The organism is Microbacterium sp. SA156 (assembly GCF_049065455.1).
Classification (GTDB): domain Bacteria; phylum Actinomycetota; class Actinomycetes; order Actinomycetales; family Microbacteriaceae; genus Microbacterium; species Microbacterium barkeri.
Genome location: NZ_JBAKGU010000001.1, coordinates 240607 through 263261 on the forward strand (window position 1 = coordinate 240607; position 22655 = coordinate 263261).

General features: G+C 71.7%; 16 protein-coding genes. 13 read left to right on the top strand and 3 right to left on the bottom strand.

Translation table 11 applies throughout. The features are described from left to right. Positions 1-63: 63 nt before the first annotated feature. Positions 64-2274, bottom strand: coding sequence for an NADP-dependent isocitrate dehydrogenase (locus tag ACOWU6_RS00980; protein WP_271172725.1), 2211 nt, complete (start codon positions 2272-2274; stop codon positions 64-66). A gap of 161 nt (positions 2275-2435) precedes the next feature. Here ACOWU6_RS00980 and ACOWU6_RS00985 point away from each other — a divergent pair, with 161 nt between their 5' ends. Genes ACOWU6_RS00985 through ACOWU6_RS00995 form a run of 3 tightly spaced genes read left to right on the top strand, consistent with a single transcriptional unit; the run spans position 2436 to position 4508 of the window. Continuing rightward, on the top strand, positions 2436-2975 hold the full coding sequence (locus tag ACOWU6_RS00985) for a VOC family protein (protein WP_421074413.1): 540 nt from the start codon (positions 2436-2438) through the stop codon (positions 2973-2975). Continuing rightward, a complete protein-coding gene (locus ACOWU6_RS00990; RefSeq protein WP_421074414.1) occupies positions 2965-3762 on the top strand; it encodes a MerR family transcriptional regulator in 798 nt (265 codons plus the stop codon). The genes ACOWU6_RS00985 and ACOWU6_RS00990 overlap by 11 nt, the downstream gene beginning before the upstream one ends. A 23-nt stretch (positions 3763-3785) precedes the next feature. Continuing rightward, on the top strand, positions 3786-4508 hold the full coding sequence (locus tag ACOWU6_RS00995) for a DUF1361 domain-containing protein (protein WP_271172722.1): 723 nt from the start codon (positions 3786-3788) through the stop codon (positions 4506-4508). Between the two features lie 5 nt (positions 4509-4513). Here ACOWU6_RS00995 and hrpA read toward each other — a convergent pair whose 3' ends face one another. Beyond that, positions 4514-8473 carry an ATP-dependent RNA helicase HrpA gene (gene hrpA, locus ACOWU6_RS01000; RefSeq protein WP_421074415.1) on the bottom strand — a complete coding sequence of 1320 codons (3960 nt, stop codon included), beginning with the start codon at positions 8471-8473 and terminating at the stop codon, positions 4514-4516. Positions 8474-8534: 61 nt separating this feature from the next. On the opposite strand from hrpA, the gene ACOWU6_RS01005 reads away from it, so the two are divergent. Continuing rightward, on the top strand, positions 8535-9425 hold the full coding sequence (locus ACOWU6_RS01005) for a DUF817 domain-containing protein (protein ID WP_421074416.1): 891 nt from the start codon (positions 8535-8537) through the stop codon (positions 9423-9425). On the opposite strand, the gene ACOWU6_RS01010 is transcribed toward ACOWU6_RS01005, so the two are convergent. Further along, positions 9391-10125 carry a ribonuclease H family protein gene (locus tag ACOWU6_RS01010; protein WP_282978554.1) on the bottom strand — a complete coding sequence of 245 codons (735 nt, stop codon included), beginning with the start codon at positions 10123-10125 and terminating at the stop codon, positions 9391-9393. The two genes, ACOWU6_RS01005 and ACOWU6_RS01010, sit on opposite strands and share 35 nt — an antisense overlap. Before the next feature lie 85 nt (positions 10126-10210). On the opposite strand from ACOWU6_RS01010, the gene ACOWU6_RS01015 reads away from it, so the two are divergent. From ACOWU6_RS01015 to ACOWU6_RS01055, 9 genes are all read left to right on the top strand, one after another. Continuing rightward, a complete protein-coding gene (locus ACOWU6_RS01015; protein WP_421074417.1) occupies positions 10211-12481 on the top strand; it encodes a glycoside hydrolase domain-containing protein in 2271 nt (756 codons plus the stop codon). A 136-nt stretch (positions 12482-12617) separates the two neighbouring features. Beyond that, entirely contained in the window at positions 12618-13892 is a 1275-nt protein-coding gene (locus ACOWU6_RS01020) for a glycosyltransferase (RefSeq protein ID WP_421074418.1), read from the top strand. Between the two features lie 49 nt (positions 13893-13941). Further along, the gene (locus tag ACOWU6_RS01025) at positions 13942-14778 is read left to right on the top strand and encodes an aldo/keto reductase (protein WP_271172716.1); all 837 of its coding nucleotides are present in this window, start codon (positions 13942-13944) and stop codon (positions 14776-14778) included. A gap of 145 nt (positions 14779-14923) precedes the next feature. Further along, entirely contained in the window at positions 14924-16024 is a 1101-nt protein-coding gene (locus tag ACOWU6_RS01030; protein WP_324014358.1) for a LacI family DNA-binding transcriptional regulator, read from the top strand. Positions 16025-16178: 154 nt separating this feature from the next. Next, positions 16179-17840, top strand: a complete 1662-nt coding sequence (locus ACOWU6_RS01035; protein ID WP_421074419.1) for an ABC transporter substrate-binding protein — start codon at positions 16179-16181, stop codon at positions 17838-17840. Continuing rightward, positions 17837-18817 carry an ABC transporter permease gene (locus ACOWU6_RS01040; protein ID WP_282978547.1) on the top strand — a complete coding sequence of 327 codons (981 nt, stop codon included), beginning with the start codon at positions 17837-17839 and terminating at the stop codon, positions 18815-18817. The genes ACOWU6_RS01035 and ACOWU6_RS01040 overlap by 4 nt, the downstream gene beginning before the upstream one ends. Continuing rightward, a complete protein-coding gene (locus tag ACOWU6_RS01045) occupies positions 18814-19728 on the top strand; it encodes an ABC transporter permease (protein ID WP_282978545.1) in 915 nt (304 codons plus the stop codon). Before ACOWU6_RS01040 ends, ACOWU6_RS01045 begins: the two co-directional genes overlap by 4 nt. Then, complete coding sequence (locus ACOWU6_RS01050; RefSeq protein WP_421074420.1) at positions 19725-21428, top strand: ABC transporter ATP-binding protein; 1704 nt, start codon at positions 19725-19727, stop codon at positions 21426-21428. Before ACOWU6_RS01045 ends, ACOWU6_RS01050 begins: the two co-directional genes overlap by 4 nt. Before the next feature lie 44 nt (positions 21429-21472). Beyond that, the gene (locus tag ACOWU6_RS01055) at positions 21473-22648 is read left to right on the top strand and encodes a glycoside hydrolase family 1 protein (protein ID WP_421074421.1); all 1176 of its coding nucleotides are present in this window, start codon (positions 21473-21475) and stop codon (positions 22646-22648) included. The last annotated feature ends 7 nt before the right edge of the window (positions 22649-22655 follow it).

Below are 22655 nucleotides of genomic sequence, written 5' to 3' on the forward strand. Positions count from 1 at the left end.
CATCCGGCCCGGCATGCGACGACGCCCGCCCCCGGCGAGGGGCGGGCGTCGTCGAGCGGATGGTCAGAGCGCGTCGATCGCGGCGTTGAGCGTCGCGGAGGGGCGCATCACGGCGGCCGTCTTCTCGGCGTCCGGACGGTAGTAGCCGCCGATGTCGGCGGGCTTGCCCTGGACGGCGAGGAGCTCCTCGACGATCTTCTCCTCGTCGGCGGCCAGCTTCTCCGCGAGCGGCGCGAACGCCGCAGCGAGGTCGGCGTCCTGCGTCTGCCGCGCGAGCTCCTGCGCCCAGTACAGCGCGAGGTAGAAGTGCGAACCGCGGTTGTCGATCGTGCCGAGCTTGCGACCGGGGGAGCGGTCCTGCTCGAGGAACGTCCCCGTGGCGGCGTCGAGCGTGTCGGCGAGCACCTGCGCGCGCGCGTTGTCGGTGGTCTGGGCGAGGTGCTCGAACGACGCCGCGAGGGCGAAGAACTCGCCGAGCGAGTCCCAGCGCAGGTAGTTCTCCTCGACGAGCTGCTGCACGTGCTTGGGAGCGGAGCCGCCCGCGCCGGTCTCGAAGAGGCCGCCGCCCGCCATCAGCGGGACGATCGAGAGCATCTTCGCCGACGTGCCGACCTCGAGGATCGGGAACAGGTCGGTGTTGTAGTCGCGCAGCACGTTGCCCGTCACCGAGATGGTGTCGAGACCCTGGCGGATGCGCTCGAGCGAGAACGTCGTCGCCTCGGCGGGCGCGAGGACGCGGATGTCGAGGCCGTCCGTGTCGTGCTCGGGCAGGTAGCGCTCGATCTTCGCGATGAGGTTCGCGTCGTGCGCGCGGGTCTCGTCGAGCCAGAACACGGCGGGGGTGCTCGAGAGGCGCGCGCGCGTGACGGCGAGCTTCACCCAGTCGCGGATGGCGGCGTCCTTCGTCTGGCAGGCGCGCCAGATGTCGCCCTGCTCGACCTCGTGGGAGAGGACCGTCTCGCCTGCGCCGTTGACGACGCGAACGGTGCCGGCCTCGGCGATCTCGAAGGTCTTGTCGTGCGAGCCGTACTCCTCGGCCTTCTGCGCCATGAGGCCGACGTTGGGCACGGTGCCCATCGTCGTCGGGTCGAGGGCGCCGTTCGCCTTGCAGTCGTCGATCACGGCCTGGTACACGCCGGCGTAGGACGAGTCGGGGATGACGGCGAGCGTGTCCTTCTCGGCGCCGTCGGGGCCCCACATGTGCCCGCCGATGCGGATCATCGCGGGCATCGACGCGTCGACGATCACGTCGCTCGGCACGTGGAGGTTCGTGATGCCCTTGTCGCTGTTGACCATCGCGAGCTCGGGGCCGTCGGCGAGGGCGCGGTCGAACGCCGCACGGATCTCGGCGCCGTTCTCGAGCTTCTCGAGGCCGGCGAAGATGCCGCCGAGGCCGTCGTTGGCCGAGAGGCCGGCCGCCTCGAGGTCGGCGCCGTACTGCGCGAAGACGGGAGCGAAGTAGGCCTTGACGATGTGGCCGAAGATGATCGGGTCGGAGACCTTCATCATCGTCGCCTTGAGGTGCGCCGAGAACAGCACGCCCTCCTGCTTGGCCTGCGCGATCGCGTCGGCGAGGAACGCGTCGAGCGCCTTGGCGCTCATGAAGGTCGCGTCGACGACCTCGCCCTCGAGAACCGCCACCTTGTCCTTGAGGACCGTCACCGTGCCATCCGCCGCCACGTGCTCGATGCGCAGCGCGTCGTCGGCGGGCGAGACGAACGACTTCTCGTTCGAGCGGAAGTCGTCGTGACCCATCGTGGCCACCGAGGTCTTCGAGTCGGCCGACCACGCGCCCATGCGGTGCGGGTGCGCCTTCGCGTACGCCTTGACGGCGCCGGGCGCGCGGCGGTCGGAGTTGCCCTGACGCAGGACGGGGTTCACCGCGGAGCCCTTGACGCGGTCGTAGCGCGCGGCGACCTCCTTCTCGTCCTCGGTCTGCGGGTCCTCGGGGAGGTCGGGGATGTCGTAGCCCAGCGCCTGCAGCTCGGCGATCGCGGCCTTCAGCTGCGGCACCGATGCCGAGATGTTGGGGAGCTTGATGATGTTGGCGCTCGGCTCGTTGGCGAGCTCGCCCAGCTCGGCGAGTGCGTCGCCGATGCGCTGCGCCTCGGTGAGACGCTCGGGGAACTGCGCGATGATGCGGCCCGCGAGCGAGATGTCGCGCGTCTCGAACTCCACACCGGCCTTGGACGCGAAGCCCGAGATGATCGGCAGCAGCGAGTACGTCGCCAGCAGCGGCGCCTCGTCGGTGTGGGTGTAGATGATCTTTGACATGGGTGAGGCGACTCCAGACGGTGGGGTGTTGCCGGGGAACGACGGATGGCACGCGGATGGCGCGATTCTGTCTCGACATCAAGATACCTGGTGGGCTCTGCGCGGACGAAAGCGGGACGCGACTTGACCCTCACGCAGCGTCAGGCTCGAGGGTGGAGCGCATGACCGACTACTACGACGCCTTCGAGATCAGCCCCGTGCCGCCGCGCGACCCCGACGCGGTCGCGCCCGAGCCGTTCCGCGGCATCTACGCGATGCCCTCCTTCGTCACCATCCCCGCGCCCGACCTGCCCGCGTCCGTGGAGTTCTGGACGAGAGGGCTCGGCTTCATCGAGCTGTTCAGCGTTCCGGGCGGGATCGTGCATCTGCGGCGCTGGGCCTTCCAGGACGTCCTCCTCGTGCCCGTGGGCGATGCCCCCGCGCCGCCTCCCGCGATGAGCGTCAGCTTCGCCTGCGTCCTCCGGCAGATCGAGCCGGTCGCCGCCGCGTGCCGTGCCCTCAGGGCGGACGCGGTCGACGGCCCGCGCGACACGCCGTGGGGCACGCGCGACCTCGAGATCCGGACGCCCGAGAACGCCCGGGTCGTGTTCACCGCGCCCCTGCCCTGGGACCCGGAGAGCGACGCCGCGCGCCACCTCGCGGAGCTCGGCATCACGGCGCCCGATGCGGCCCGTGAGCAGAATGGGGAGCATGCGCGATGACGTCGACGGCCTGACGGTGGGGCAGGCGGCTGCGCAGCTCGGGGTCACGGTGCGGACGCTGCACCACTGGGACGCGATCGGGCTGGCGAGCCCGTCGGAACGGACGCCGGCGGGCTATCGGCTGTACACGGCGCCTGACCTCGATCGGCTGCGCCGCGTCGCGATCTACCGCGAGATCGGCGTCGCGCTCGAGGACATCCGCGCGATCCTCGACGGCGCGTCGCCCGAGGCGGCGGGGACGCTCCGGGCGGCGCACGCCCAGCTCGAGGAGCGGATCGCGCGGCTGAACCGGCTCGGATCGGGCCTCGAGCGGATGATCGCCGCGCACGAGCGCGGCGTCCCGCTCGCGGACGAGGTGCAGCGGGAGGTGTTCGGATCCGGCTGGGACCCCGAGCAGGCGCGCGGCGCACGCGAGGCCTACGGCGGCACACGGCAGTGGCGGCAGTTCGCCGAGGCGGCCGCCGACCGCACCGCCGAGGAGTGGCGCGAGGTCGCCGACCGCGTCGCGGGCGTCGAGCGCTCGCTCGCGGACGCGATGGACCGCGGTGTCGCACCGGGCAGCGCCGAGGCCGATGACCTCGTCGAGCGCCACCGCGAGGCGTTCTCGGCCTACTTCCCGCTCAGCCGCCAGATGCAGGTGTGCCTTGCCCGCCGCTACGAGTCGGACCCGGGGTTCGCGGCGCACTACGACGGCGTCCGCGTCGGCCTCGCGGCCTGGTTCCGGCGCGCGGTCGACGAGAGCGCACGCGCGCGGGGGATCGACCCCGAGACGGCGGTCTGGGAGTAGCGGGACGCGACTAGGGTCGTGGCGTGGCCGTCCTCGTCGCGTGCATCGCCGTCGTCCTGCTCAACATCTACGCGATCGTGCTCGTGAGGCTCCGATCGGCGGTGTACGGCGTGCCGCTCTACCGGCCGATGCTGCTGAACATCGGCCTCTCCTTCGTTCCGGTCCTCGTCTCGCTCGTCGCGGTCGCCGGGCTCCTCGGGCTCCCCGCGCTGCTGTCGCTCACGGCGCTGCGGCCACGGGCCGCGGCGGTCGCGGTGTGGGTGTACGTCGTCGTGGGCGCGATCGTGTGGGTGCTGCTCTTCCCGAACTCGATCTATCTCATCACCGAGCTGAACTTCAGCCACCGCCGCGACGGCGACCCGGTGCCCCTCTGGTACGACATCGTGCAGACCCTGACGCTCACGCTCTCCGGCATCGCGAACGCGGTGCTCAGCCTCGCGGTCGTGCAGACGGCCTTCCTCGTGCTCGTCGAGCCCAACGCGATCGGCGCGGTGCCCGCGTCGAGCTGGGCGCTCGCGGCGGTCATCATCGTGCTCGGGGCCGTGGGCGTCTACCTCGGGCGCTACCTCCGGTTCAACAGCTGGGATGTGCGCCATCCGGTCTCGCTGCTCCGCAAGCTGCGCGCGCACCTGCGCCAGCGCGGGAAGGCCCTCGAGGCGGGCGGGTTCGTGCTCACGCACGCGGTGCTCATCGCCCTCATCTACGTCCCGACGTACCTCCTCGGGTTCGGCGCCCTGGCCGCCTGAGCCCCTCAGCCCTTCAGCGCCTTCGCGATGCGCGGGAGCGACACCGCCTCGGCCGTGCCGAGACGCTGCGCGAACAGGCTCACGCGGAACTCCTCGAGCAGCCAGCGTGCGCGCTCGAGGTGCGCGGGAGCATCCGGCGGCAGGGGGATGGCCCCGCCCGCCTCGTCGAAGACGGCCCGCGCGCGCTCGAACTCCGTCATCCAGGCGCGGTCGCGGCCGGGATTGTCGGGGAGCGCCTCGAGGCGGATCCGGGCGCCCTCGAGGTACCGGGGCAGGTGCGCCAGGCGCTCGACGCCCGTCGCCGACACGAAGCCGCGGAAGATCAGGCCAGCGAGCTGACCGCGCACATCGTTCAGTGCGCCGAGGAGCGCCATCGACGTCGCGCCCTTCATCGCGCGCTCCACGTCCCGCGCGAGGGTGAGGATGTGCGCGACGAGCGAGACGCACGCGAAGACGTCGTCGACCGAGCCGCGCGAGACCTCGTCGCGCAGGCGCTCGAACGCCGCGCGGTCGCGCACCTCGCCATGACGCGCGAGGACGGCGTCGGCGACCGCCGCTCGGCAGTCCTCGATGAGGGCCTTGGCCGACGCGTACGGCGACGCGGCGAGGGCGAGCTTCTCGTTCGCCGTGAGGTGCTGCTGCACGTACGACGCGGGCGAGGGCACCTGCAGCAGCACGAGCCTGCGCAGACCGGCGCGCGTGAGACGGGCGGCCGACTCGGGTGTCGCCTCGACGCGCAGCGCGACCGTCTGCCCCTCGTCGACGAGTGCGGGGTAGCCGCGGACGACGCCGCCCGCGACGCGCGTGTCGACGACCGGCGGCAGCTCGCCGAAGGTCCAGTCCGACAGGCCGGCGCGCTCGATGCCCGCGGAGGGCGCGGAGATGCCCGACGCCGCCGCGACGGCCGCCTCGCCGCGACGGCGCTCGCCGCGGGCTGCGCCGCGCGCGATTTGCTTCGCGACGCTGTCGCGCGTGCGCTCGGCGAGCCGCCTCTGCAGCGACGCGAGGTCGCGATCGGACGCGATCGCGCGCCCGCGCGCATCCACCGCCCGGAACGACATCCGCAGGTGCGACGGCACGCGCTCGAGATCGAAGTCGGCGGGCGACACCGGCTGGCTCGCCGCGCGCTGGACGAGCCGCGCGAGGGCGTCGAGCAGCGGCTCGGCGGGAAGACCCGCGCTGTCCTCGGGGCCCCGTCCTGCCAGCTCCTCCGACAGCTTCGCGGCCCAGTCGGCCGCGGGCACGACGTGGCGGCGGATGGCCTTGGGCAGCGCCTTGAGGAGCGCCGTGACGAGCTCGTCGCGGAAGCCGGGCACCTGCCAGTCGAAGCCGTCGGGTCGCAGCGATGCGAGCAGCGGGAGCGGCACGACGACCGTGACGCCGTCGTCCTCGGCGCCCGGTTCGAAGCGGTACGCGAGGTTCAGGGTCTGATCGCCCTGCGTCCAGCGCGTCGGGAAGTCCCGCGCGTCGGCGGTCGCCGCGCCGTCGACGAGGTCGGCCTCGCGCATCGTGAGGAGCTTCGGCGTGCGAGCGCGCGCGTCGGTCCACCACTTCTCGAACGACCGGACGTCGAACACCTCGGCGGGGATCCGCGCGTCGTAGAAGGCGTAGACGGCCTCGTCGCCGGCGAGGATGTCGCGGCGGCGCTCGCGGTCCTCGAGGCGCTCGAGGCGCCGACGGAGGTCGGCGTTCTGCCGCAGGAACGCGGTGACCTGCTGCGGCAGCGCGTGCGCGTCCCATTCGCCCTCGACGAGCGCGTGCTGCAGGAAGAGCTCCCGGGCGGCCGGGCGATCCACGCGCGCGAACGGGATGCGTCGGCGGGGGACGATCTCGACGCCGAACAGCGTGACCTTCTCGTACGCGATCGCGGCGCCCGAGTCCTTCGACCAGTGCGGCTCCGACACCTGGCGCTTCACGAGGTCGCCCGCGAGATCCTCGGCCCAGGCCGGATCGATCGCGGCCGCGGTCCGCGCGAACAGGCGCGAGGTCTCGACGAGCTCGGCGGCCATGACGGCCTGCGGGCGCCGCTTGCGCAGCACGGAGCCGGGGAAGACCGAGAAGCGCACGCCGCGCGCGCCGCGATACTCGGCGCCGCGCGAGCGCGGGTCCTTCTTCGCCTCGCGCTCGTCGAGCACGCCGATCTGCGACAGCAGGCCGGCGAGGATCGCGCGATGCACGGCGGCGGGGTCCGCCGCACCCTCCCGCCGCGGGGCGGAATCGCTCTCGCCGCGACGGCCGAGCCCGCGCGTGAGCCCCTGCAGCTGGCGGTGCACGTCGAACCACTCGCGCACCCGCACGTAGTTGAGGAACTCCGTGCGGCACAGGCGCCGGAACGCGCTCGAGCCGAGCGCGCGCTGCTGCTCCTGGAGGTGGTCCCACAGGTTGAGCAGCGTGAGGAAGTCGCTCGTCGGATCCGCGAACCGCGCGTGCGCCTGGTCGGCCTGCTCGCGCTGCTCCTCTGGGCGCTCGCGGACATCCTGGATGGACAGGCCCGCGACGATCGCGAGCACCTCGCGCTGCGTGCCGTTCCGCTGCGCCTCCACGAGCATCCGCGCGAAGCGGGGATCGATCGGGAGCCGGGCGAGGTCGCGGCCGATGCGCGTGAGCCGCGGCTGCCCGCCATCGCGCGCCGGGTGCACGGCCCCGAGCTCGACGAGCAGGTCGAGGGCCGCGCGCACGCCGCGGGAGTCGGGCGGAGTGAGGAACGGGAACTCGGAGATGTCGCCGAACCCGAGCGACAGCATCTGCAGGATCACCGAGGCGAGGCTCGTCCGCAGGATCTCCGGCTCGGTGAACGCGGGGCGCCGCGTGAAGTCGTCGTGCGCGTAGAGGCGGATGGCGATGCCCGCGCTCGTGCGGCCGGCGCGACCCGATCGCTGCTGGGCCGACGCCTGCGAGACCGCCTCGATCGGAAGGCGCTGCACCTTGGCCCGGTTGCTGTAGCGCGAGATCCGCGCGGTGCCGGTGTCGACGACGTACTTGATGCCGGGCACGGTGAGCGAGGTCTCGGCGACGTTGGTCGCGAGGACGATGCGGCGCCTGAGGCCGGCGACCGTCGAGCGCTCGAAGACCCGGTGCTGCTCGGCCGAGCTCAGGCGGCCGTAGAGGGGGAGCACCTCGACGGGCGCGGTCTCGCTGCGGAAGGCCCCGCGGACGGCGTCGGCCGCGTCGCGGATCTCGGCCTCGCCGGGCAGGAACACGAGCACATCGCCCGGGGCCTCGCGCTCGAGCTCGCGCAGGGCCTGCACGATCGCCGACACGTCGTCCTCGACGTCGTACGGCCGCTCGTCGGGTCTCGGCTCTTCGCCGCCCTCGATCGACGTCCGGGGTGTCGGCGCTTCGCCGTCCTCTGTCGTGTCCGCGAGCAGCGGCCGGTACCGGATCTCGACGGGGAACGTGCGCCCCGAGACCTCGATCACGGGGGCGGGTGTGCCGTCCGGCTCCGCGAAGTGCTTCGCGAACGACTCGGGGTCGATCGTCGCCGACGTGATGACGACCTTGAGATCGGGCCGCTCCGGCAGGATGCGCTTGAGATAGCCGAGGAGGAAGTCGACGTTCAGCGACCGCTCGTGCGCCTCGTCGACGATGACCGTGTCGTAGCGGCGCAGCAGCCGGTCGCGGTGGATCTCGTTGAGGAGGATGCCGTCGGTCATGAGCGCGATGCGCGTCGCGTCCGACACCTGGTCGGTGAAGCGCACCTTGTATCCGACGAGCCCGCCGAGCTCGACCTGCATCTCCTCGGCGACCCGCTCGGCGATGGTCCGCGCGGCGAGGCGGCGCGGCTGCGTGTGCGCGATCGACGTCCGCCCGAGCTCGAGGGCGATCTTCGGCAGCTGGGTGGTCTTGCCCGACCCCGTGGCGCCAGCGACGATGACGACCTGGTGGTCGCGGATGGCCGCGGCGATCTCGTCGCGCGCCGCGCTGACGGGCAGCTCGGGCGGGTAGGCGATGACGGGGGAGGACATAGCCTTCCAGCTTAGAGGTGCGCTGGGAGCGCGTGCACGCGCCGACCCTAGGATCGACCGCATGTCACGGGCGTTCACCTCGGTCGAGCAGCGGATCGATGCCTGGGCGCACCGTCGGCTCGAGCGGCTCGAGCCCGGGGGAGCCCTGCGCCGCGGCCTGATCGAGTTCGCGGTGTTCCTCCTCAAGCAGGCGTGGGCGTGCATCTTCGGGGCGGCGATGCTCGCTGCGCTCGTCGCGGCGCGCCTGTGGTACCCCGACGACGCCGCGCTCGCGCGCACCGACGCGCTCGTCATCGCGGCCGTGGCGATCCAGGCGATCATGCTGCTCGCCCGGCTCGAGAGCGGCCGCGAGGTGTGGGTCATCCTGCTGTTCCACGTCGTCGGCACCGCCATGGAGATCTTCAAGACCGACGTCGGGTCGTGGTCGTACGAGGACGGCGGCGTGCTCCGCATCGCGGGCGTGCCGCTCTACACGGGATTCATGTACGCGGCCGTCGGCTCGTACCTCGTGCGCGTCTTCCGCCTCTTCGAGCTGCGCTTCGAGCGCTACCCTCCGATCTGGGCGACGGCCCTCGTCGCGGCCGGCATCTACGCGAACTTCTTCGCGCACCACTTCCTGCCCGACGCGCGCTGGGTGCTGCTGGCCCTCGTCGTCGCGCTGTACCTCCGCTGCACCATGCACTTCCGCAACCACCGCACGCGGCCGTGGCGGCGGATGCCCGTGCTCGCGGCGTTCGTCGGCGTCGCCTTCTTCATCTGGATCGCCGAGAACGTCGGAACGGCGGCGGGCGCGTGGATCTACCCGGATCAGGCCGACGGATGGCAGCCGGTCTCGATCTCGAAGCTCGTCGCGTGGCTGCTGCTCATGATGATCTCGGTCGTCCTCGTGACCTTCGTGTACCGCCCGCAGCCGCTGGTCAGATCAGACGACGCAGCGCGTCCTCGGGGCTGATGCCCCACGAGGCGGCCCGCGCGCGCAGGCGTGCGAGCTCGTCCGGTGCGAGGAGGAGCCGCAGCTCGACCATCTCCTCCTCGGGGGCCGGGAAGAGGGCGAGCTCGTCGTCGGCACCCCACAGCGCGTCGTCCACCGCGGTCGCGGTCGGCGTCGGAGCCGCGGAGGCAGACGACCCGGACGCGGCCGGCGGCTCGGGGGCGACGACGGCACCGCCCGACGCGCCCTCGACCGGGTCGGCGGCGAAGCCCGGGCCCCGGTTCGGCTCCGCGCGGCGCTGGAACGCCTGGGCGGCCGCGTTCGCGCGCTCGTCGGCCGCCTCGTTGAGCGGATGGCCGGCGTGGCCCTTCACCCACGAGAACACGACGTCGCGGCCCTGCATGGCCTCGTCGATCCCCTGCAGCAGCTCGCGGTTCAGGACGGGCTTGCCGTCGGCCTTGCGCCATCCCTTCCGCTTCCACCCGGGCATCCACTTCGTCACGGAGTCGATCACGTACCGGCTGTCGCATTCGATGAGCAGGGCGACGCCGGCGTCGGCCGTGGCGCGCAGGAGCTCGAGCACGGCCTGCAGCTCGCCCTGGTTGTTCGTGCCGTGAGGCGAGCCGCCCGCCGCCCAGCGCTCGTCGTCGATGTACCAGGCCCACCCCATCGGACCGGGGTTCCCGAGGGCGGAGCCGTCTGCGGCGGCGGTGATTCTCATCCCGCCAGCGTAGTTTCCTGCGCTGACATCTCCCGCGCGACGGTTCGTCACACGCCCGACGCGGGGCGGGGGTAGCGTCGGGCGCGTGAAGCTCGCAGACGTCGATCCGTTCATCGGGACCCAGCCGGCCGATCTTCCCGAGCCCCGAGGCATCGCGGCGTCGTGGTGGTGGCCCAAGCCGCAGATCGGCAACACGCATCCGGGCGCGACCTTCCCGCTCGGGATGGTCTCGGCGTGCGCGTACTCGGGCGCGTACCCCACGGGCTACGGCGAGTACGACCTCGCGACCGAGGGCGTGCCCCCGCGCCTGCGGGACCGGCCCGTGGCGAGCGGCATCACGCACTTCCAGCAGAGCGGCACCGGCGCCATCCGCAAGTACTACAACTACGTCCGCGTGACGCCCATGCTCGGCTCGCTCGACGCGCTCGGCGAGCAGTGGGACGTGTCCGACGAGGTCGCCGCACCGGGCTTCTACGCCTGCACGCTCTCGAGCGGCATCCGCTGCGAGGTGACGGTCGGGCCGCGCAGCGCCGTGCACCGCTACACGTTCCCGAAGCACCGCGACGCGCGGCTCGTCGTCGACCTGTCCCTCGGCGGCCTCGACATCCCGTACGGCGCGACCGTGCCGCTGCGCGCGCACCTCGAGTCCACGGCCCCCGGGCACGCCGAGGGCGAGATCGTCGTCGAGGGCGCGCCCCTCGCGATGCGCATGGAGGCCGACGCACCGGGATGGCGCCAGCTGCTCTGGTACGACCGCCGGCTCATGCCGGGCGGCAAGCGGCTCGACTTCGACGCCATCCGCCCGACCACGCTCCGCCCCTTCGGGCTCATGTGGGCGGGACCGGCCGCGGCGGGGCAGACGATCGAGCTGAGGATCGGGTTCTCGCTGCGCGGCGTGGAGCGCGCGGCGCGGAACCTGCGCGCCGACTGCCCGGAGGGCAGCGGCTTCGCCCACCGCCGCACCGCGACGCAGCTCGCATGGACCGAGCACCTCGGGGCCATCCGCCTCTCCGATCCGCCCGAGCACCCGCGCGAGCCCGACCGCGAGGCGCGGAAGGCCGAGACGCGCGAGCGGCGCACGGTCTTCGGCACCGCGCTGTACCACTCGCTCATCAAGCCGTCGCTCGCGATGGGCGAGAGTCCGTTCTGGCCGTCGGAGGGCCCGTTCGTCTACGACCTCTGCACGATGTGGGACATCTACCGCACGCAGCTGCCGCTGCTCACCCTGCTGCGCCCCGATCGGGCGGTCGAGCTCGGGAACGCCCTCGTGACGATCTGCGAGGAGGAGGGCAACTTCCCGATCGGGTACCGGATGGCCAAGGGCTCGGACCGCTTCGCGCGCCAGGCGAGCGCGCTCGCGCACACGTTCCTCTCCGACCTCTGCCTCGCGGGCTTCGAGGGCATCGACTGGGACTGGGCGCTCGTGCACATGCTCTCCGACCTGCGCCGCACGTACGGCGAGGACTTCCTCACCCACGGTCGCGCCGAGCCGATCACGCACACGCTCGACATCGCCTTCGGCTACTGGTGCACGGCCCAGGTGGCCGCCGCCGTCGGCGACCGTCGCGTGCGCGAGGAGTGCCTCGCGCTCGCCGGACGCTGGCGCAACGCGTTCGATCTCGACACGGGGCTGCTGCGCGACTCCACGTTCTACGAGGGCACGAAGTACAACTACTCGTTCCGGATCGGGCACGACATGGCGGGGCGCATCGCGCTCGCCGGCGGAGACGAGGCCTTCGTGGGCATGCTCGACCGCTTCTTCGGGTTCGGCGCTGCTCCCGTTCGCCAGCCCGGCGTGGGCCCCGGCGACGTCGAGATGGAGGGCGGGTACGCGCTCGGCCGCTTCGAGGGGCTCAACAACGAGCCCGACATGGATGCGCCGTGGGCCTACACCTACGCCGGCCGCCCCGACCGCACCGCCGAGATCGTGCACGCGGCGCTGCACCAGATGTTCGGCACGGGCCCCGGCGGCCTCCCGGGGAACGACGACTCGGGCGGGCTCTCGTCGTGGGTCGTGTGGGCGTCGCTCGGGATGTTCCCGGTGGCCGGCCAGGACCTCGTGCTCCTCAACGCCCCGGCCTGGCCCGAGGCGCGCATCGACCTCGGCGGCGAGAGCGAGCTCGTCGTGCAGACGACGGGATTCCGGCGGGTGGGCCGGGACACGACTCCCCAGTACGTGCAGGGGATGCGCCTCGACGGCCGTCCGCATCACGCGCCATGGCTCTCCGGCGCCCAGCTGCGCGCAGGCGGAGTGCTCGAGGTCGACCTGGGCGAGGAGCCGGGCGACTGGGGCCGGGAGAGCCGGCCGCCGTCGCATCCGCACGAGGCCTCGCCGAGCTCCCGGTCGCTGCGCTGAGCCGAGCGGCGGGGTCGATCGACCGCGCGACACAGACCGCGCACGCAGCCGACACATGCGTGTCGTATCATCGCCCGAACTCGCGCGCAGATCGCCCGCGATCCACGACCATCCGCCCCCTCGGACAGGAGCCAGCATGACCCGTCGACTCGTCATCGTCGTCCGCGCCGATCCGGTGATCTGCGGCCATTCGGGGGAGGCCCGGAATCTCGCCGAGGCCGCCATCGCCCGCGGCTTCGACGAGGTGCGCATCGTGACCTGGCCCATCGAGCGCCTCGAGTCGGCCGGGCTTCCGCTCAAGCCGCTCGAGTCGGTGCTCCCGTACAGCCCCGGGATCCTCGTCGAGCGCCCCGAGCCGGTCGGCGACTACAAGGTCGTCGACGGGCGGTACATCGGAGGTCTCGTCGGGCGCCTCGTCGAGCTGTTCACCGATGGCGTGCCGACCGTCGCGATGTCGCTCTACCTGAGCCCGCACACGACGGCCGTCAGCGACGCGGTCTCGGTCGCACGCCGCACGGGGCTTCCCGTCGACGTCGTGACGGTGGCCGAGGCCGTCGGATCCGACGTGACGAACGTCGTGCGCCAGTGCGTGAACGAGGGCCGCTTCGGCGCGGCGGCGCACGTGCTCGAGTCGTATCTCGCGAGCGACGTGTGCGTCGCGGTGTCGCAGTACACGAAGGACCTCATCGTCGAGGAGGCGCGCGTGCTCGACGCGCGCCACGGCACGCGGTACGCCGCGCGCTGCGAGGAGCGGATCGCGATCTCGTACCCCGCGATCGACGCCTCGCTGTTCCTCGATCTCGACGGCGCCGAGGTCGACCGGCGTCTCGCCCAGCGGGGCCTCGAGCGCGACGGCTACGTCTTCTACCTCTCGCGGCTCGCTCGCGCGAAGGGCGTCGACGACCTCATCGAGGGCTTCGCGCGATCGAGCGCGCCCGCGACGCGCCGGCTCGTCATCGCCGGTCGCGGGCCAGAGGAGCATGAGCTGCGCGCGCTCGCCGCGGCGTCTCCGGTCGCCGATCGCATCACGTTCCTCACCGACGTCGACGACGCCGAGAAGCCGTATCTCTTCGCCGGCGCGGCCGCGTACGTGCTCCCGACGAAGCCGCGGCCGGAGTTCATCGAGACCTTCGGCATCGCGCTCGCCGAGAAGGCGCTCTCGGGCGGTGGCCCGGCCATCACCACGCTCACGGGCGGAGTCGGCGAGGCCGTCGGCGACACCGCGATCATCATCGGGGTCGACGCGCCCGATGAGATCGCGGCCGCGATCGACCGCGCGATCGGGATGGACGTGGTCGAGCGCGCGGAGTGGGAGGAGCGGGCCAGGGCGCACGCGCTCCAGTTCGACCGCGGCAGCGTGTTCGATGCGCTGTTCGCGCGCGTCGACGCGCTCCAGGCGGCGGCGGTGTGAATCCGCATCTTCCGGCGCCGACCGCCCTCGCGCTCAATAAGGTGGAGACATGAACATTCCCGCAGTGACTCTGAACTCCGGCCACGACATCCCCCAGCTCGGCTTCGGCGTCTTCCTCGTGCCGCCGGCGGAGGCGGAGCAGGCCGTCAGCGAGGCCCTCGAGCTCGGCTACCGCCACATCGACACGGCGGCGATCTACCGGAACGAGGAGGGGGTGGGCGCTGCCATCGCGAAGAGCGGCATCCCGCGCGAGGAGCTGTTCATCACGACGAAGCTCTGGAACGACCGCCAGTCGGGCGAGCAGCCGCACGACGCCATCCGCGAGAGCCTCGAGAAGCTCGGCCTCGATTACGTCGACCTCTACCTCACGCACTGGCCGACGCCCGAGAAGGACACCTACTCGAACGCGTGGGCGAAGCTCATCGAGATCCGCGACGCGGGCCTGGCGCGCTCGATCGGCGTCTCGAACCATCTGCCTGAGCACCTCGACCGGATCGTGAAGGACACCGGCGTCGTGCCGGCCGTCGACCAGATCGAGCTGCACCCCGCCTACCAGCAGCGGGATGTGCTCGCGTGGGCCGAGCAGAACGGCACGAAGATCGAGTCGTGGGGCCCCCTCGGCCAGGGCAAGTACCCGCTGTTCGAGAACCCGGCGGTCGCCGAGGCGGCGGCCGCGCACGGCGTGACGCCCGCTCAGGCGGTCATCCGCTGGCACCTGCAGAAGGGCTTCATCGTGTTCCCCAAGTCGACGCGCAAGGAGCGGATGGCCGAGAACCTCGACGTGTTCGGCTTCGAGCTCACCGCCGACGAGGTCGCCCGCATCGACGGCATCGACCCCCTCGACGGGTCGGGGCGCGTGGGCGCACACCCGCTCGAGTTCAACTGAGCCGACCGCGCGGCCGCCGTCTCCCCGGAGGCGGCGGCCGTGTGCTGTCTGCGCACCGCCGCACCTCCTCCCCGGGCGTCCGCCGGGTTGCGGCTAGCCTGAACTGCGCCCGGGTGGTCCGGCGCGCATGCGGGAGGAGCGGTCTGTGTCGAAGGCGCCCACCGTCTACGACGTCGCGGAGAGCGCCGGTGTCTCGATCGCGACCGTGTCCCGCGTGCTGCGCACCCCCGAGGCGGTGCGCCCGGAGACGCGCGACCGCGTCCTCGATGCCGTCTCGCGTCTCGGGTACGTGCCCAGCGGAAGCGCGCGCGGGCTCGCCGAGCGGCGCACGGGCGTGCTCGGCATGTACTTCCCGGGCTTCGACGCGATCGACGACGTCTCGGCTCTCGACGTGCTCGCGAACGAGGTCAGGGAGCCGTTCACGGTCGTCCGCGGCGCGGGTCCGCGCGACGACGCCCGCGCATCGATGCTGTTCCAGGACGAGGTGCTGCGCGGCGCCGAGCTCGAGGCCTGGCGGCGCGGCTTCGTGCTCATGGTGGGCGTGGGGCGGGGCGACCCGTCAGCTTCGACCGTGCGCGACATGGCCGGTCGCGTCGACGGGCTCGTCGTCCTCGCCAGCAGCATCCCCGACGACGCGCTGGACTGGCTCTCGCGGCGCGTGCCCATCGTCGTGCTCGCAGGGCCCCGCCGCGGCGACCGACACGACCACGTCACCGTGAGCAACACCGAGGCCATGGCCGAGCTGACGCGCCACGTCCTCGCGCAGACCGACGGGCGCCCTCCCGCGTACCTCGCCGGCCCGGCGGACTCGCCCGATGGCGCGCAGCGCTGGGAGGGCTTCCGTCGCGCGATCGAGGCGGCCGGACTCCGCATCGACGAGATCGACGTGCGCCGGGGGGACTTCACGCGGGCATCGGGGCGCCGCGTGGGGGAGGAGCTCGTCGCGCACGGCCTTCCCGCCGCCCTCATGTCGTCGAACGACCAGATGGCGCTCGGGGCCCTGGACGCGTTCGCGAGCGCGGGCATCCGCGTCCCGGAGGACGTGATCGTCACGGGCTTCGACGGCATCGACGCCTCCGCTCTCGTCTCGCCCCCGCTCACGACCGTGCGGCAGCCCATGATCGAGCTCGGGCGCGCCGCCATCCAGGTGCTCGCGCACCGTCTCGAGGCGCCGGACGCCGAGCCGGTGTCGGTCCGGCTGCCGGTCGAGATCCTCCTGCGCGAGAGCTCGCTGCGCGCGAGCTGACGCGCGCTCGCCTCCGTCGTGCGGATCGGAGCACCCCGCAGACCGTTGCGCTCGGCAATGTATGCGCTTACACTCGTCGTGCGGACACCCTCCGCGAACGCCTCCTCCTCACGAGGAGCCGTGCTCCAGACACACACGACATCGAGGTCACACCGTGCCGAAGACGCACAGACTCCGCCGCTGGCGGCGGGCGGCGGCCGCCGGGCTCGCCGCCGTCGCGCTCGCGGTGAGCGGATGCAGCATCCAGATCACGTCGCAGCCCGATCCCTCGATCGGCGACGACACGATGCTCATCAACGCCGACCACGGGAACCCGCTGTTCACGCGCACCTTCAACCCCTATCTCACGAACACGCGCACCGCGTCGCGGTGGATCTACGAGCCGCTCGTCCTCGTCAACCCGCTCGACGGGTCGCTGACGCCGTGGCTCGCGTCGGAGTGGGAGCAGCCCGACGCAGAGACGATCGTCATGACCCTCCGCGACGGCGTCGAGTGGAGCGACGGCGAGCCCTTCACGGCAGCCGATGTCGCGTTCACGTTCGACATGCTCAAGAAGACGCCCGCGAACGACATCTACGGCGCGTGGCAGCACCTCGCGAGCGTCGAGGCCGACGGGAAGACCGTGACGTTCCGCCTGCAGGGCGAGGACGCCCCCGCCCTGTCGATCATCGGGAAGACCTTCATGGTCCCCGAGCACATCTGGGCCGAGGTCGACGATCCCGGCACCTGGCGCAACGAGCACCCGGTCGGCACAGGGCCGTTCGTGCTCGGCAACTACAGCGACCAGCAGTACTCGATGGACCGGAACCCGACGTACTGGCAGGCCGACTCGATCGAGATCGAGCACATCATCCTGCCCGCGACGAACACCCAGCTCGACACCGTGACGCGCGGCTACGACTGGGCCTACTCCTTCATCTCGGACGTCGAGGGCACCTGGGGCGCCGCCAGCGCGCACAACCGCTGGTGGTTCCCTCCCGTCGGCATCATCTCGCTCGTGCCGAATCTCGAGCGCGAGCCGTTCGACGACGTCGACGTGCGACGCGGGATCGCGCTCGCGCTGGATCGCGAGGAGATCGCCGAGACCGCGTCGGAGGGCTACATGGAACCCGCCGGACAGACGGGACTCATCCTCCCCAACCAGGAGGAGTACCTCGATCCGACGATTCCCGACAGCGGCGTCCTCGCGCAGGATCAGGACGCGGCGCTCGCGGCATTCGAGGAGGCCGGCTACGAGCTCGAGGGTGACCGCCTCGTCGACGACGCGGGGGAGCAGCTCTCGTTCTCGCTCACGACGGCGAACGGCTACTCCGACTGGACGCGCGCCGCGCAGGCCGTGCAGCGCCAGCTCGCCGAGGTCGGCGTGAAGGTCTCCCTCGAGCTGCCGCAGCCGGCCGGCTACCAGAGCGCGATCGCGAACGGCGACTTCGAGATGGCGATCGGCGGCATGGGGAACGGCGAGGTGTACCAGTCGTTCAACAGCCTGCTCTCGAGCGACTTCTACGTGCCGAGCGGCGAGACGACCGCGAACAACTTCGAGCGGTTCCGCTCCGAGGAGGCGGATGCGCTCCTCACCGAGTACCGCTCGACGGTCGACCCGCAGCGGCAGACCGAGATCGTCCACGAGCTGCAGGGCATCGTCTACGACGAGCTGCCGGTCATCGGGCTCTACTACGGCGGCAGCTGGGGGCTCTTCAACGACGCGAAGTTCACCGGCTGGCCCTCGGCGGAGGACCCGTACATGATCCCCCAGAACTACGACTCGGCCCCGCTCGCGATCTTCCCGCGCCTGGACCGGGTGGAGGGAGACCAGTGAAGTACCTGCTCCAGAAGCTCGGCCTGTTCGCTCTCACGCTGTGGGCCGCGATCACCCTGAACTTCTTCCTGCCCCGCCTGATGCCGGGCTCTCCCGCCGATGCCGCTCTCGCCAAGCTCTCGCAGAACGGCCCGGTGTCCGAGGCCACGCGGGCGGCGATCGAGGCGCAGCTCGGCGTGCCGAGCGGATCCCTGTGGGACCAGTACGTCGCGTACCTCGGCCAGGTCGTCACGCTCGACTTCGGCGTCTCGTACACGTTCTATCCGCAGACGGTCTCGAGCATGGTCTCGACGGCGCTGCCCTACACGATCGGGCTCGTCGGCATCGTCACGGTGCTCGCGTTCGTCATCGGCACCCTGATCGGCGTGCTCGCGGCGTGGAAGCGCGGCACCTGGCTCGATGCGCTGCCGACGCTGACGGGCTCCTTCCTCAGCACGTTCCCGTACTTCTGGACCGCGCTCCTGCTCCTGTTCTTCCTCGGGTACGTGCTGCACTGGTTCCCGACCACAGGCGCGTACGCCGCGACCACGACGCCGGGATTCACGGGGGAGTTCGTCGCCGACCTCGTCCGGCACGCGGCGCTGCCGGCGCTCACGATCCTGCTGACCTCGCTCGGCGGGTGGATCATCGGCATGCGCAACGCGATGATCAACACGCTCGGCGAGGACTACGTCACGTTCGCCGAGGCGAACGGCCTGCGCGGTCGGACGATCGCCATCCGCTACGCGGCGCGCAACGCGATCCTGCCGAATCTCACCGGCTTCGGCCTCACGCTCGGCGGCGTCGTCGGCGGGTCGATCCTCGTCGAGCAGGTCTTCGGGTACCCCGGCATCGGATACCTGCTCTTCAACGCCGTGATCGGGCAGGACTACCCGCTCATGCAGGCGCTCTTCCTGATGATCACGGTCAGCGTGCTCATCGCCAACTTCCTCGTCGACATCCTGTACGGCGTGCTGGACCCAAGGACTCGCCGATGACCTCCACCATGAACGTCAAGATGCCCCCGCGCTCGATCGCCGGGCCGCGCCCATGGCGCTCCGCCGGCCGGATGGTCGCGACCCTGTGGGGCAACGGCAAGGCGCGCCTGGGGCTGTGCATCCTCGCCGTGTTCGCGCTCGCCGCCGTCTTCGCGCCGGTGCTCGCGCCCTACGGCCCCAAGGACAACGGCTTCCCGCGCAATGCCGACGCATCGTGGGAGCACTGGCTCGGCACGACGGCTGCCGGCGAGGATGTGCTCAGCCAGCTGCTCTACGGCGCGCAGGTGAGCCTCGTGGTCGGGTTCGCGGCCGGCATCCTCTCCACGGTCGTGGCGGTGCTCATCGGACTGAGCTGGGGCTACCTGCGCGGGTTCGCGGCCGAGGCCGTCGGCTTCGTGGTGAACCTCTTCCTCGTGATCCCGGGGCTCCCGCTCATGATCGTCATCGCGGCGTACCTGCAGAACGGCGGGATGCTCATGATCGTCGCCGTCATCGTCGTGACCGGATGGGCGTGGGGAGCGCGGGTGCTGCGCAGCCAGACGCAGTCCCTGCGCGGACGGGACTTCGTCGCGTCGGCGCAGTTCTCGGGCGACGGTCCCGCGCGGATCGTGTTCCGCGAGATCCTCCCCAACATGACCTCGATCATCGCCGGAACGCTCTTCGGCGCCGCGACGGCGGCGATCCTCGCGGAGGCGGGTCTCGAGTTCCTGGGGCTCGGCGACTCGAGCATCGTGAGCTGGGGGACGATGCTCTACTGGGCCCAGAACTCCAACTCGCTCCTCACCGGCCAGTGGCTGCTCCTGTTCGCGCCCGGCCTCTGCATCGCCCTCCTCGCCCTGAGCCTCACGCTCATCAACTTCGGCGTCGACGGCATCTCGAATCCGCGTCTGCGGGAAGGAAAGGGGCGATGAGCATGGAGCGCGAGATCCTGCTGGATGTCCAGGGACTGTCGGTCGAGTACGCGTCGCCGGGAGCGACGCCCGTCACGGCCGTCGACGACGTCTCGTTCACGCTGCGGCGCGGGGAGTTCGTCGGCCTCGTGGGGGAGTCGGGGTCGGGCAAGTCGACGCTCGGCTTCGCGCTCACCCGGCTGCAGAAGCCGCCGGCGCGGATCAGCGGCGGGCGCATCCTCTTCGGCGGTCGCGACATCCGCGAGCTCGACGCCGAGGAGCTGCGCCGGCAGCGGCAGGGCGGATTCGCCATGGTGCTCCAGTCGGGCATGAACGCGCTCAACCCCGTCCGCACGATCCGGAGCCACTTCCTCGACGTCTTCGCCGCGCACGGCCATGTCGCCGGCCCCGCGCGCGAGGCGCGAGCGCGCGAGCTCGTGGCCAAGGTGGGGCTGAGGCCCGAGGCGCTCGACCGCTACCCGGGTGAGCTCTCGGGCGGCATGCGCCAGCGGGCGTCGATCGCGATCGCGCTGTCGCTCGAGCCGCAGCTCATGGTGTTCGACGAGCCGACGACCGCGCTGGATGTGCTCGTGCAGCACGCGGTCATGGACACGATCCAGGCTCTCCAGCGCGCCGAGGACTTCACCGCGATCCTCATCAGCCACGACCTCGGCATCGTGCTCGAGGCCACCGACCGTGTCCTGGTCATGCACGAGGGCCGCATCGTCGAGGACGCGCCGAGCCGCGACATCCTCGAGCGCCCGCAGGATCCGTACACGCGCATGCTGCTGAGCCACTACGCGGATCCGCGTGCTGCGCACATCTCGATCCCGGGCTTCGTCGACCTCGCGACGCGGAAGGCGCAGGGCGCCACGCGTGCCGAGGGCACCGAGACCGTGCCCACGGTCGGGTCGCGCGGAACCCGCCGCGCGGATGCGGCCATCGCGGTCGAGAGCGTGTCGAAGACCTACCCCGCTCCGCGCCGCGGACAGGCGCCCGTGACGGCGGTCGACGACGTGTCGTTCCGGCTCGAGCCGGGGGAGTCGCTCGCCCTCGTGGGCGCCTCGGGGTCGGGCAAGTCGACCCTCGCGAAGCTCATCACGGGAGTCGAGAAGCCGACGTCGGGCGTCGTCCGCTTCGGCGACGTCGACGTGCCGTCGCTGCGGCGGAAGGGGCTGCGCGACCTGCGCAAGGACGTGCAGATGGTGTTCCAGGACCCCTACGCGGCGCTGAACCCGCTCCACACGGTCGAGTACACGCTCACGCGCCCCGTCGTGAACTACACGGGTCTGCGCGGAGTCGAGGCGCGCGCCCGTGTCCTCGAGCTCCTCGAGACCGTCGGGCTGACGCCCGTCGAGCAGTTCGCGGCCAAGCTCCCGCACCAGCTCTCGGGCGGGCAGCGACAGCGCGTCGTCATCGCCCGTGCACTCGCGAGCGATCCGCAGGTGCTCATCGCGGACGAGCCGGTGTCGATGCTCGACGTGTCGCTGCGCGCCGGCGTGCTCGCGCTCCTCGAGGACCTGCGCGAGCGCTGGGGCATCAGCATGCTCTACATCACCCACGACCTCCTGAGCGCCCGCCTCGTCACCGAGAACATCCTCGTGCTCGACCAGGGGCGCGTCGTCGAGCGCGGAGAGACCGCGCACGTGCTGCAGCATCCGCAGGACCCGTACACGATCGGCCTCCTGGACGCCGTGCCGAACCCCGCTCGCGCGCGCTGAGCGCGCGGGCGGCATCCGAAACCGAAACAGCGAGAGGAGCATCCGTGCTCTCATTCCCCGATGGCTTTCTCTGGGGCGCCGCGACCGCGGCGCATCAGGTGGAGGGGAACAATATCGGCAGCAACTGGTGGGTCATGGAGCACGCTCCCGGCTCCCCGATGGTGGAGCCCTCGGGCGACGCCGCCGACCACTATCACCGCTACCCGGAGGACATGCGCCTCCTCGCGGAAGCGGGCCTGAACTCCTACCGGTTCTCGATCGAGTGGGCGCGGATCGAGCCCGAGCGCGGGTTCGTCTCGCGCGCCGCGCTCGACCACTACCGGCGGATGATCGACACGGCGCGCGAGACGGGGCTCGACCCGACCGTGACGCTCATGCACTTCACGGTGCCGCGCTGGTTCCAGGACGACGGCTTCTGGCGTGCGGACGACGCGGTCGACCTGTTCGCGCGCTACACCGAGACCGTGCTGCCGATCCTCGAGGGGGTCGAGCACGTGTGCACGATCAACGAGCCGAACATCGCCGCGATGCTCGCCGGCGGGGAGGATGCCGCGAACCTCGTCGCGTACGGGCTGCCGCATCCCGACCTCGGCGTCGCCGACACCCTGCTCGCCGCCCACCGTCGATCCGCCGAGATCCTCCGGTCCGTGCCGGGCATCAAAGCCGGCTGGACCATCGCGACGCAGGCGTTCCACTCGACGGGCGAGCCCGGCGCGGACGAGATGCTGCAGGAGTACGGTCATCCGCGCGACTTCTGGTACCTCGAGCAGTCCGCGGGCGACGACTTCGTCGGGGTGCAGGCGTACACGCGCACGTTCATCGGGCCGGAGGGGCCGCTGCCCGTCGCGGAAGGCGTCGAGACGACGCTCACCGGCTGGGAGTTCTTCCCCGACGCGCTCGAGCTCGGCGTCCGCTCGGCTTGGGAGCTGTCCGGCGGGACGCCCATCCTCGTCACCGAGAACGGGATCGCGACGTCGGACGACACGCGACGCGTCGCGTACACGCGGGGAGCGCTCGAGGGCCTCCACCGCGCGATCTCGGACGGCATCGACGTGCGCGGCTACCAGCACTGGAGCGCGCTCGACAACTACGAGTGGGCGAGCGGGTACCGGCCGACGTTCGGCCTCATCGCGTTTGACCGCGAGACGTTCGCGCGCACGCCGAAGCCGAGCCTGGCCTGGCTCGGCGAGGTCGCGCGCCGCAACGGCCTCGACGGCTGAGCGCGTG

Coding starts and splice junctions, on each gene's coding strand:
- ACOWU6_RS00985 (WP_421074413.1), top strand. CDS start 2,436: ATGACCGACTACTACGACGCCTTCGAGATCAGCCCCGTGCCGCCGCGC.
- ACOWU6_RS01050 (WP_421074420.1), top strand. CDS start 19,725: ATGAGCATGGAGCGCGAGATCCTGCTGGATGTCCAGGGACTGTCGGTC.
- ACOWU6_RS01025 (WP_271172716.1), top strand. CDS start 13,942: ATGAACATTCCCGCAGTGACTCTGAACTCCGGCCACGACATCCCCCAG.
- hrpA (WP_421074415.1), bottom strand. CDS start 8,473: ATGTCCTCCCCCGTCATCGCCTACCCGCCCGAGCTGCCCGTCAGCGCG.
- ACOWU6_RS01005 (WP_421074416.1), top strand. CDS start 8,535: ATGTCACGGGCGTTCACCTCGGTCGAGCAGCGGATCGATGCCTGGGCG.
- ACOWU6_RS00980 (WP_271172725.1), bottom strand. CDS start 2,274: ATGTCAAAGATCATCTACACCCACACCGACGAGGCGCCGCTGCTGGCG.
- ACOWU6_RS00990 (WP_421074414.1), top strand. CDS start 2,965: ATGCGCGATGACGTCGACGGCCTGACGGTGGGGCAGGCGGCTGCGCAG.
- ACOWU6_RS01045 (WP_282978545.1), top strand. CDS start 18,814: ATGACCTCCACCATGAACGTCAAGATGCCCCCGCGCTCGATCGCCGGG.
- ACOWU6_RS01020 (WP_421074418.1), top strand. CDS start 12,618: ATGACCCGTCGACTCGTCATCGTCGTCCGCGCCGATCCGGTGATCTGC.
- ACOWU6_RS01010 (WP_282978554.1), bottom strand. CDS start 10,125: ATGAGAATCACCGCCGCCGCAGACGGCTCCGCCCTCGGGAACCCCGGT.